Source organism: Paenibacillus sp. HJGM_3 (assembly GCF_045062745.1).
Lineage (GTDB): Bacteria > Bacillota > Bacilli > Paenibacillales > NBRC-103111 > Paenibacillus_AA.
On record NZ_JBJGED010000038.1, the window covers coordinates 11739 to 23113 of the forward strand.

Annotated in this window: 9 protein-coding genes; 6 read left to right on the plus strand and 3 right to left on the minus strand. The window is 58.2% G+C overall.

From position 1 onward, the window contains the following. Positions 1 to 90 precede the first annotated feature (90 nt). The 6 genes from ACI5FR_RS29755 (at position 91) to ACI5FR_RS29780 (ending at position 8063) form a co-directional block, all read left to right on the plus strand. A complete protein-coding gene (locus tag ACI5FR_RS29755; protein ID WP_405461256.1) occupies positions 91 to 1830 on the plus strand; it encodes a sensor histidine kinase in 1740 nt (579 codons plus the stop codon). Continuing rightward, on the plus strand, positions 1827 to 3428 hold the full coding sequence (locus tag ACI5FR_RS29760) for a response regulator (protein ID WP_405461258.1): 1602 nt from the start codon (positions 1827 to 1829) through the stop codon (positions 3426 to 3428). Before ACI5FR_RS29755 ends, ACI5FR_RS29760 begins: the two co-directional genes overlap by 4 nt. A gap of 363 nt (positions 3429 to 3791) precedes the next feature. Then, positions 3792 to 4745: an ABC transporter permease gene (locus tag ACI5FR_RS29765; RefSeq protein ID WP_405461260.1), complete on the plus strand. Its 954-nt coding sequence runs from the start codon at positions 3792 to 3794 to the stop codon at positions 4743 to 4745. Positions 4746 to 4778: 33 nt separating this feature from the next. Next, complete coding sequence (locus tag ACI5FR_RS29770; RefSeq protein ID WP_405461262.1) at positions 4779 to 5645, plus strand: carbohydrate ABC transporter permease; 867 nt, start codon at positions 4779 to 4781, stop codon at positions 5643 to 5645. Positions 5646 to 5704: 59 nt separating this feature from the next. Then, entirely contained in the window at positions 5705 to 7228 is a 1524-nt protein-coding gene (locus ACI5FR_RS29775) for an extracellular solute-binding protein (RefSeq protein WP_405461264.1), read from the plus strand. Between the two features lie 100 nt (positions 7229 to 7328). Next, positions 7329 to 8063: a LamG domain-containing protein gene (locus tag ACI5FR_RS29780; RefSeq protein ID WP_405461335.1), complete on the plus strand. Its 735-nt coding sequence runs from the start codon at positions 7329 to 7331 to the stop codon at positions 8061 to 8063. Between the two features lie 283 nt (positions 8064 to 8346). Here ACI5FR_RS29780 and ACI5FR_RS29785 read toward each other — a convergent pair whose 3' ends face one another. From ACI5FR_RS29785 to ACI5FR_RS29795, 3 genes are all read right to left on the minus strand, one after another. Continuing rightward, entirely contained in the window at positions 8347 to 9816 is a 1470-nt protein-coding gene (locus ACI5FR_RS29785) for a sulfatase family protein (protein WP_405461266.1), read from the minus strand. Between the two features lie 52 nt (positions 9817 to 9868). Further along, entirely contained in the window at positions 9869 to 10741 is an 873-nt protein-coding gene (locus tag ACI5FR_RS29790) for an AraC family transcriptional regulator (protein WP_405461268.1), read from the minus strand. An 86-nt stretch (positions 10742 to 10827) separates the two neighbouring features. Next, a complete protein-coding gene (locus tag ACI5FR_RS29795) occupies positions 10828 to 11133 on the minus strand; it encodes a DUF5658 family protein (protein ID WP_405461270.1) in 306 nt (101 codons plus the stop codon). Between the last annotated feature and the right edge of the window lie 242 nt (positions 11134 to 11375).

Consider the following 11375-nt stretch of genomic DNA (forward strand, 5'->3'; position numbering starts at 1 on the left):
AGAATTGTGCAAATGGCGTAGAATCGTTCATGACAACGCTCGAAACCATCCTTTATACTGAGGGCAACACCGAGCCCGGGAGGACGACATATGGCGATGAAGGCGCTCGATCGGCTCCATTCCATTCAGTTCAAGCTCACGTTCACGTTTCTGCTCATCCTGCTGCCGCTCGTCAGTGTAAGCGTTTTCGCGAACTACTATTCGCAAACGATTATGAACGAGCAGATCGGGGACCGCACGAAGGGGGCGTTGCTCACGACGCTCGAGTACGTAAACCAGCTGACGCAAAATATGGACCAGCAGACACTGCTAATCGGCTCGAACCCGAACATCGTGGAGCTGTGGAACAACGTCGACAATCCGCTGAACCCGGATCATCTGTACGAGCTGCATACGGTGCAGCAGCAGCTGTCGGCGCTCACCAACGTCAATGGCGCGGTCAAAGAGGCGTTCATTATCCACGGGGACAGCGAGAACGGGGTCTCCACCTTGAACGGCGGGGTGAAATGGCCAGGAGTGAAAAACGAGCTCTGGTTCAAACGTACGCTGGACGCAAGCGGCGGCTTGGTAGTGCACGTGCCGACCTCTGCGAATGCAGGGGAATCGGCTTACTTGAACAAAGACACGATCTACTACGCCCGTCTGCTCGATGTGTTCGGGAACAACAAAGAGCCGAATGTGCTCGTGCTGACCGTGGACAAGACCGCCTTGGGCAAAATCATTCAACACCTCCAAACGTCGAAAAATATGAACATTTCGCTGTATTACAATGATGACTTCGTCCTGGAAACGAATCGCCAAGGCGCTAAGACGGATGAAGGCGCGGAACTGTTCTCCATCGAGACGGAGAGCGGGTTCTGGTCGATTCGGCAGCAGCAGCCGCAGTCGGAGCTGTTCCAGCTGTCGCACAAGCTTCAGCAGTTTACTTACCTCATCATCGTCATCAGCGTTCTGCTGGCCGTCTGGATCGCGTGGCTCGTCTACTCCGGCATCTCCAAGCCGCTTCATCAGCTGTCGGCGGCGTTCAAGCAGTTCAGCAGCGGCAACCTGAAGGCACGCGTGTCGCATCGACGGCGGGACGAATTCGGGTACGTCATGAACGGCTTCAACCGGATGTCCGAAGCCCAGCGCCAAATGATCGAGGACGATTACGAGAAGGAGCTGCGTCTCGCCAAATCGGAGTTCAGCTTGCTGCAGTCGCAGATCAATCCCCATTTTCTGTACAACACGCTCGATTCGATCTACTCCGTCGCCTTGAAAAACCAGATTCACGAGATCAGCGAGATGGTGATCAATCTGGCTCGGTTTTTCCGGGTCAGCCTGGGCAAAGGTAAAGACTCGTTCACCCTGGAAGAGACGATCCAGCATCTCATGTACTATATCCGGGTGCAGCAGTTTCGGTCGGACCATTTCAACGTAGAGATAGATGTTAAAGAAGAGACGAAGCCGATCCCGCTGCTCAAGCTCATCCTCCAGCCGATCGTGGAGAACGCCATCGTCCATGGGCTGGAGAAAAGCATGCAGGGCGGTGAGCTGCGTATTCGGACAAGCGTCGACTCCCATTACCTGAGGATTGATGTCGAGGATACGGGTACCGGCATCCCGCCCGACAAGCTGACGGACATCCAGCATCAATTGGGACGCATCACGAGCAAGTCGTATCGCTCACCGCAGCGCGACGCTTCTACGGCTTACTATGGGCTCAAGAACGTGAAGTCCCGGCTCAAAATGTATTACGGAGAAGAAGCGGAGCTGACCGTAACCAGCGTCGAAGGAGAAGGTACGCAGGTCACGCTACACATTCCGCTGCGAGAGGAGGAGGCATCATGAAGCTGCTCATCGTTGAGGACGAGCATCACGTTCGGGACCGGATCGCGGAAGGGATCGACTGGAGGACACACCGGATCGAGCTGGCGGAGGCGGTCGGGAGCGGCCGGGAGGCGCTCGCCATCCTGCAGAAGGATCACATCGACATCGTCTTGACCGACATCCGGATGCCGGAGATGAGCGGGCTCGAGCTGGCCAAGCGAATCAAGCGCGAGCATCCGCACATCAAGATCGTCATTCTGACCGGTCACGACGATTTCGAGTACGCCCGGGAGAGCATCGAGTACGGCGTACTGAAATATCTGGTGAAGCCGGCGGACAATGACGAGATTCAGGCCGCTGTGCTCGAAGCGAGGCAACTGCGGGAGCAGGAGCTGGCCGAGAAGCACAATCTCGCGCTGCTCGAGCAGCGTTGGGAGGAGCACCTGCCCCATCTCCGGGAGATGTTCTACAAGAGCTGGCTGAACGGCCGGTACTCCGCCTGGGAGCTCGAGCGAAGAAGCCGCGATCTGCAGATCCGGCTCGGGGAGAAGCTTCTGCTCCCCGTCATCCTGGATATGGACCCGATCGCGGAGAGCGACGAGCGGTTTCAAGTTCGGGACCGTCCGCTCGTCCAGTTCTCCCTGTACACGATCGCGCGGGATATTCTGGAGGATACGGACTGTGCGATGGTGCAGGACGATGACGGGCTGATTGCGGTTATTTTCTTCGCTTCGGCCGAGGAGGGCGAGGAGGCGCTGTTCGGGCGGATCAACCCGAAGATCGGCCTCCTGCTCGCGACTGTCAAGGACTGTCTGAAGCTGACGGCCAGCGCGGGCATCGGTCCGTGCGTGACGGATGCGCTTCGCCTGCCCCATGCGTACCGGATGAGCCGGCAAGCGCTGCAGGAGCGTATTGTGCTAGGCAACGACGTGGCCATTCCGTACCGGGAGACGAGCCCTTCCGAGGACTCGTGGACACAGCTGAGCGAGCTGGAGCGGGAGCTCGAGCTGGCGATCGAGACCGGCGGCCCGTCCCGGCGGCAGGAGGCGGTGGAGCGTCTCGTCGAAGCGGGCTTCTCCCCCGGCCGGCCGGTGGCCGAAGGCAAGGAGGTGCTGCTGCGCTTGACGTGCCTCCTGGCTCGCCTCGTCCATGCCCAGGGCTGGACGCTGCGGGAGACGCTGAAGGCCGATTACGAGGACTTCGAGCAGTTCAACCGGCTGCTGACGCGGGAGCAGATCTTGTCCTGGCTGCAGCGCATGGCGGGCCGGATCGGCGATACGATCGCCCAGCGCCGGCGCACGGGGACGCAGCTCACGATCGACGAGGTCGTCCGCTTCATCCACGAGCGGCTGCACGACGAGGAGCTGAGCTTGTATCTGGCGGCCGAGAAGCTGTACATGAACTATTCGTATCTCAGCCGGACGTTCAAGCTGGTGACCGGCGAGTCGTTCTCGGACTACGTGCTGCGGCTGCGCATGGAGCGGGCCAAGGAGCTGCTGGCCAAAGGGCTCAAGGTGTACGACGCCGCCGAGCAGGTCGGGTACAAGCACGTGAATTACTTCTCGAAAAACTTCCAAAAGTTTTGGGGCATCCGGCCCAGTGAAGTATACAAGGTGTAACAGTGAACTTCAAAAGCGGCCGTTCCGGGGGAAAAGAGACTTCCTTGGGCTCAAACATCTTGTTTGAAGCTTCCTTGATTCTATTTTATGGTTGAAGCTTCAAGCCAAAACTCGCCGGAAGTCTTCTTTTCCCCCTCCACTCCGTCTGCCCCTGGGGGTATATAAAATAACTCGAAGCCGGACCGTTACGTCCGGCTTCGCTGTTAACTACCTACCACCAAAATATGAGCGCTTTTTCGCTTGGAACGGCGGCTTTTACAGCAAGACGTAAAAATAGTTGCGACGAAAGTAAAAGGACATGGATACGAATATCCGGCGCGACGCCCTATGATAAAGACACGCCACACAGAGAGGAAGAAGCGCATGAAAACGGCAACACATCCATCGGCGGGGGCGGCGGTCCGAACCGGCAAGCGCGCGCAGAGACACCCGCTCCTCCGCTACTGGGACTTGTACCTGATGGTGCTTCCCGCTTTAATATTCCTGCTCGTGTTCAAATACGGCCCTATGTACGGCGTCATTATCGCGTTCAAGGATTACAACATCATCCAGGGCGTGTTCAAGAGCGAGTGGGTGGGGCTGCAATATTTTCGCGAGCTGTTCCTCTTCGACGAATTCCCGCGGGTGATCCGCAATACGCTCATGATCAGCCTAATGAAGCTGGTTGTCGGCTTTCCGGCTCCGATCGTGCTAGCGCTGCTCTTGAACGAGCTCCGGCTGCCGCGGTTCAAGCGGACGGTGCAGACGTTCACGTACTTGCCGCACTTCATCTCCTGGGTCGTCATCGGGGGACTGGCGGTCGACCTGCTGTCGCCGAGCAGCGGCATCGTGAACAAGGCGATCGAGGCGCTCGGGTTCGAGCCGATCTTCTTCCTGTCGAACGAGCACTTGTTCCGCTGGATTCTCGTGTTCAGCGACATCTGGAAGGAAGTCGGCTGGGGCGCCATCATCTACTTGGCCGCGCTGCTCGGGATCAACGACGAGCTGTTCCAGGCGGCGACGGTCGACGGGGCGGGCCGGCTCCGGCAAATCTGGCACATCTCGCTGCCCAGCATCCGCTCCACGATCATCATCCTGCTGTTGCTCCGAATCGGCCATCTGCTGGATGCCGGATTCGAGCAGGTGCTCGTCATGTACAATCCGACCGTCTACGACGTGGGCGACATCATCGACACCTACGTGTTCCGGGTCGGGCTCGGCACGATGCAGTTCGGACTGACGACCGCCGCCGGGTTGTTCAAATCCGTGATCGGCTGCCTCCTCCTCGTGCTGGCCAATACGCTGGCGCGGCGGATGGGTGAGGACGGGATTTTCTGACCCCATAACAATCCTACTAAGGCGGTGACCCCGATGATCCGAACCCGAGGAGAAACCGTATTCGGGTACTTCAATGTATTGATCTTGGCGCTCGTATCGCTATCCATGCTGTTCCCTTTCCTGCATATCGCCGCCAAGTCGCTCAGCAGCGAGGGGCATGTGCTGGCGAAGGACATCCTGCTGTGGCCCCGGGGCTTCACGACCATCTCCTTCGAGTACGTGTTGTCCAACAAGCAGTTCTACTATTCCTTCCTGAACTCCGTCTTCATCACGGTTGTAGGCACGATCATCAGCATGGCGCTGACGATACTGGCCGCGTATCCGCTGTCGAGACGCAACTTGCCCTACACGCGCCTGCTCATGCTGCTGTTTGTCATCACGATGTTTTTCAGCGGCGGACTCATCCCGACTTACTTGGTCGTCAAGCAGGTGGGTATATTGAATACGCTATGGGCGCTCATCCTGCCGGGCGCGCTGGCGCCATTCAACCTGATCCTGATCCGCAACTTCTTCACGGGTGTCCCGGACGCGCTGGAGGAATCGGCTCGGATCGACGGTGCGTCGAACATCCGCATCTTGGCCTCGGTCTACTTGCCGCTGTCCGTTCCGGCTCTGGCTACCGTCGGGATGTTCTATGCGGTCGGCTACTGGAACGCCTTTTTCCAAGCGATGATGTACATCACCGAGCGGCGCCTCATGCCTCTGCAGATGTTCCTGCTCCAGCTCGTGACGGACGAGAAGTCGTCCGAGCTCGTCGTACCGGATGTGTTCCGCGAAGTCACTCCCGAGACCGTACGTGCCGCGGCCATCCTCTGTGCGGTCGTCCCGATCTTGTTCGTCTATCCGTTCATCCAGCGGTATTTTGTCAAAGGCGTTATGCTTGGCGCGGTCAAAGGGTGATGGCAGCCCCGGCCCGTCTAAACATATGAAGGTTCAAACCAAATAGGGAGGTTCATGGGATGAAAATGAAGCAAACGGCAGGCATAGGGCTGGTCGCGGTCATGCTGGCGGGCCTCGTATCGGGCTGCGGCAGCGGCAACGACCCGGCACCGGCGAGTCCGGGAACGGGAGCGGGTACGGGCACGGGCGCTTCCGGCGCGAGCGCGATCAAGAACAAGGACGTACGCGTGATGCGAACGTATCATGCGGGGATGGAGCAGTTCAAGGGGAGCGACAACTATAACGACAACCGGCTGGTCAATTATTTGAAGGAGAAGTCCGGCTTCAACGTGAAGTACGAATCACTGCCGAAGGACAACGCCAATCAGAAGGTCTCGATTATTCTCGCTTCCGGGGACGTGCCGGATCTGCTCTTCGTGCCGGGCAAGTCGGATTATTTCAAGCTGGCGCAGCAAGGCGCCTTCGAGCCGCTCGACGACCTGATCAAGCAATACATCCCGAACTTGAACTCTTTTATTTCCAAGGAAATCATGGACGCTTCCAAATATGACGGTAAAACGTACGCGGTTCCGGTCCGGGTCGCGCAGAAGGTGGGTGCTGGCATTCTAACCCGCTCGGATATGATGAAGGAGCTCGGGCTGAAGGATCCGGCGACGGTGGATGAGCTGTACACGACGCTGAAGACGATCAAGGAGAAGAAGAATATCGCACCTCTGACCGGCACGGGCGGCAACCCGGGTTCGTTCATGGGTTCGTTCCTGCCGTATGCTTCGGCCTATGGAGTCGGCACATCTACGGTCGTGAAGAACGGCAAGCTCGAGTTCTCCTGGGTGCAGCCGGAGTACAAGGACTTCCTGACCACGATGAAGAAGTGGTACGCCGAAGGGCTGATCGATCAGGAATTCGCGATCAACAAGGACGTCAAGGACAAAATGATCAACGGAACCGCAGCCTTTTCCACCACGTATTGGGGAGACGCGCTAACGATCGACACCGCCATGAAGGACAAGAAAAACGGCGGCACGCTGCAATACATCGCCCCGGTTACGGGCAAGGACGGCAAGTCGGGCTTTCCGGAGGAAGGCTTCCCGGGCGCTTACGTCGTCATTCCGAAGCAAGCGAAGAACAAGGAAGGCGCCGCGGCGTTCCTCAACTTCGTCATCAGCAAGGAAATCGATGAGTTCCTCACCTACGGAGTCGAGGGCATCGATCACAAGGTGGAGAACGGCAAGAAAGTCATGACGCCGGAGCAGAGCAACAATATTCCGTGGCGGACGCTGTACTTCTTCGGCGATTCCGATCCGAGCTTCTTCACGCGGCTGGAGCTGAAGGGCTTCCTGCCGTACTACGAGCCGCTGCTGAAGTTCAAGCAGATTCGGGAAGAAACGGCGTATGCCCCGTCGATCGAAGCGTACGATACGAAATACTCGGAGCTGCGCAACTTCGCGGAGGAGAACGCGCTCAAGTTCATTATGAACAAGCGCGACCTGGGCGAGTTCGACAAGTTCGGGCAGGAGTTTAATGCGAAGGGCGGCAAGGCGGCGATTGACGCGATGAACGACTGGTATACGAAGAAAAAATAGGCGGAGCTTAGAATCGTTCAAAAAAACGATGATTTGGCAATAGGCACGACGCTCCGGTTTCATTACACTTGACCCATCAAAGGAGGGATCGTGCTTGTATATGGACAGTAAGCTTGTCGTCAGACATCCGGCGCTGCTCACATTCTGGGATTTTCAGGGGGAGGACGATCTCTCGGCTCAGGGACCGCACCCTTATAAGTTGGAGGAGATGGCTGGAGTGATGGCCCGTCCTTCCGACGGCGTGTTCGGCCCAAGATCGCTCGACTTCGAGCTGGGGCAGTGGCTGCGCATCCCGCGGGCCGACTGCCCGGCGCTGAATTTTCACGGCTATGGCGTGAAGCTGTCGATCGTGGCCTGGATCAAGCGGAAGCGCTGCGAATCCGGCCATTGCCAAGCGGTCGCCGGGATGTGGAACGAGACGGAACGGCTGCGCCAATATTGTATGTTCCTGAACTTGCGCATCTGGGACAGTGCCGAGCAAGTGTGCGGCCACGTATCAAGCTCCGGAGGCCCGACGCCCGGGTTCCAATACTGCATGACGACCGCGATCGGGTCCACTCCGGTCCGGTACGGCGAATGGGTGCAGGTCGCCTTCACCTACGACGGCAACTTCTCGCGCGTATACCTCGACGGGAAGCTAGATGCCCGGCTGGCGTTCAACCCGTTTCCCTACTTCCATGGGTTGTTCGACGGCGGGGAGCACGGGTCGGACTTTACCGTTGGCGGCGTGGACCGGAGCGGGGAGATGGGCAATTTCTTCTACGGCTCGTTGGGGGGGCTTGCGGTGTACGGCGCGGCGCTTGGCGAAGAGGAGCTGTCCGAACTGGTGCCTTAGCGGCATAGGTGTATTAGTCAAGCAGCCCGAATCGATTGGGAGAGGGAAAACCTCCCTCTTTCCGAGGCGAAAACGGTGAATAATCCGCCATACAGGGGAAAACCTCCCTCATTTTCAGCGGAATCGGCTACTTTCGGCCGATTCGTGTGCGAAGTGAGGGAGGTTTTCCCTTTCATATATTTAGTTGCCCCTCAAATCCGAAAATATGGAGGAGAAATTCCCTCTCCCGTCTCCCCTCTCCCGTCTCCCCCTTCGTTACCGCCGCTTCCATACACGGTACGGATCACTCAAACTCCCGCGGATGCCGCCGCTTCAGCTCCGGTACGGCGTGGCCTCGACCGGATTCCTCCAGCCGAACGGCATAGTTGCGCAGGAAGCCCTTCGCATGGTACGGCCCGCCCTCGCGGATGACCGTCCATAGCGGATCGGTATCGAACGGCATGCTGTGCATCATCTCGTCATGCCATTCGTTCAAGTAGTACACCGCCTCCCGGCACAAGTCCCGGCGCGTCTCAGCCAGATTGACCTGCTCGTGCGGGTCGTTCTTCAGGTCGAAGAGCATCTCCGTCGGGAACAGGTGGAACCCATCATGATACGTACGGATGTACAAGTAGTCTTGGAACCGCACGCTGCGCTGGCAGACGTGGGCGCATTGGGACACGACGAGATAATCCCGGCCGCAGTCGGCCTCTTCGCGGAGGACCGGCGCGTAGCTGCGTCCGTCCCAGCTGGCCGGAGCTTTCACCCCTAGCATCTCGGTCAGGGTCGGATTCAAGTCCAAGTGATAGTGAAGTCCATGATCGACGGCGCCTTGGCGCGCGCCCGGCCAGCGGATGATCATCGGGATGCGGCATGTGCATTGGTCCGCGGTCCCGTGCTCCCCGTAGATGCCCAGCTCGCCCAGATTCTCGCCATGGTCCGCGCTGATGATGACGACGAGGTCGTCCATGACGCCTTTCGCCCGCAGGGCGTCGATTACGTGTCCGATATGCTCGTCCATATAGCGCACGCCCATGTCGTACCCGTCGATCGCTTGCTTCAGCTGCTCACGATTCAGGAGTTCGCCGGGATAGCGAGGGTACTCGACATTTTTCCAAATGTTGCGGTTGGAGTACATCCACATGTCGCGCGCGCCGTGCGGACCTACGGATTGCTGGTGCCGCTCGAACACTTCGTCCGTGAGCCACTCAGGCAAGGGATCGTTCTCGAACGGATTCGCGTAATCGAGTGGCACGCGATACGGGGTGTGCGGGTCCCAATAGTTGACGTAGAGGAACCAGTTGTCGTCATGGGCATTCTGGTCGATCCAGCGGAGCACCGTAGGGGTGACTTCCTCGGCGGACTCGATGCCGCTCTTGCCGGTGTTGTGAATCTCATGGTACCCGGCGTAGAACGTCCAGGCGGAATGCCGTTCGCCGAACGGGCTGATCAGGCTCGTGCGGAAGCCGTTATTCTTCAGCACCGCGGCGAGGTTGTCGGTCGCACAGCGATCCTTGAACTGGCGGTCGATGCCTTCGTGCCGAACGTCGGCTGCGGTGCCTCCATGGCCTACTACGCCGTTGTGAATACCGAACTTGCCGGTCGTCAGCGCCGTGCGGGAAGGGAAGCAGGGGGCGTCCGACGTGTAGTAGTTCGTGAACAGGACGCTTTCCTTCGCGATCGCGTCAATGTTCGGCGACGTATTGCGGTGATACCCGTAGCAGCCCAAGTGGTCGGGCCGGGTCGAGTCCAGATCCAGATACAAAATTCGCATATGCGGTCCACTCCTTAACCTGACAGTAGAGTATAACGACTAGTATAGCCAGTTATCTCCCATTGTAAGGGGAGTCGGGGGAATCGGGCATTGTATGAAACACCCCGGTTTTTGTAGAAACGATACGTTTTCGATACTCGCCGGGGGCGAGCTGATGCTCTTGCAGGAACAAGTGGCTCAAGTGTGAAGCATCGTAAAATCCGCAAGTCCGGGCGATCGACTCCAGCGTAATCTGCGGGTCCTCGAGCAGCTGCCTCGCCCGGCGCAGCCGAATGCGGCGGAGCATCTCCATCGGGCTGACGCCATACGCGGCCCGGAAGGCGCGTTGAAAGTAAGTCGGGTGCAAGTGAACGAGCTGGGCGAGCGACTTGTTCGTCAGCTTGTCCCCTATGTGGCGCACCATATGCCTGATGACGCCATGGAACCGGTGGGAAGGGTCCTGCGGTTCCGTCCGGACGTCGGCTTCTCCGCGCGGCTCACTGTCGATGAGGAGGCTGACGAGCTCCAGCGTGAGCGACATGGCGCGGACGTGGCGCATGACGGTGTCGGGCTCATGCCATACCGACTCGAGCTGTTGAAACGTGCGGCCATAAGCCGCAGCATCGCGAAGTGTAACCACTCGTCCAAGCGGATAGAGCTGGAAAAAATCGAGGTGATGCTGCACCCGGATGTCCAGGTTGACGTACCGGTGCTGTCCGCTCCGGCTCGCCTGAAGGGAGAATGGGATATGCGGCCGATGAATCATCACGTCGCCGGTTCGGGCGGCACGGGTCACCTCGCCGACCGTGACGGCCAATTCCCCTTCGACAACATAAGAGAGAGTCGTGAAGGGCTGGGTATAGTCGCGGATCGTACGAGACTCGTAAGCGAAGGTCTGGACCTGGAATAAGCGGAATTGAAGCTCATCCTGAATGCTGAGTGACATGGCGCGGCTCCCTGGGACTGCGAGAATGGTTACTTTCTATAGTATCACAAGGAGGGCCGATTTCTTACCGGGAGCGCAGGAGGAGCTTAAGCGTGAAGGCTAAGCGAGGCCGAAATCCAGTAATAGTGCATGCCCAGAATGCCGACGTACACGAGGACGGACAACCTGAACAATCCATGGACAAGCATGCCTTTGCCGATTTTGGCCATCAGGAAGAAGAGGGAAAGCGGGAGGATGATTTTCAGGGCATAAAAGCCTACATACATGTGGTCGTACAGGAAGCTCATGATCGGATTGGCCTCCCCGATCAGGTGGAGCCGCAGGCCTATGTCGGTCAGGCTGGCGTCGAGGATACTGGCAATTAGGATGAAGGCGATCCAGATTCGGTTCAAAGGAATCACTCCTTGTCGGGGATGGCGGGACTATGTGACTAGATCTGAGTATAACCGGGATCCGCGAAAAAAGATGCAATGCAGGTGCATTATACGAACGGGACAGTAGGACGAAAGGCGGTGCAGGGGGTTGGAGAAGGCCCAATGTGGGGGTTCGCTGGTGATCCAGGCTTTGTCTATTCTTTCAGCCGCCGATCTGGTGAGAAAAACACATAGTACGCTAAGGAATGCCATAGTTTCGG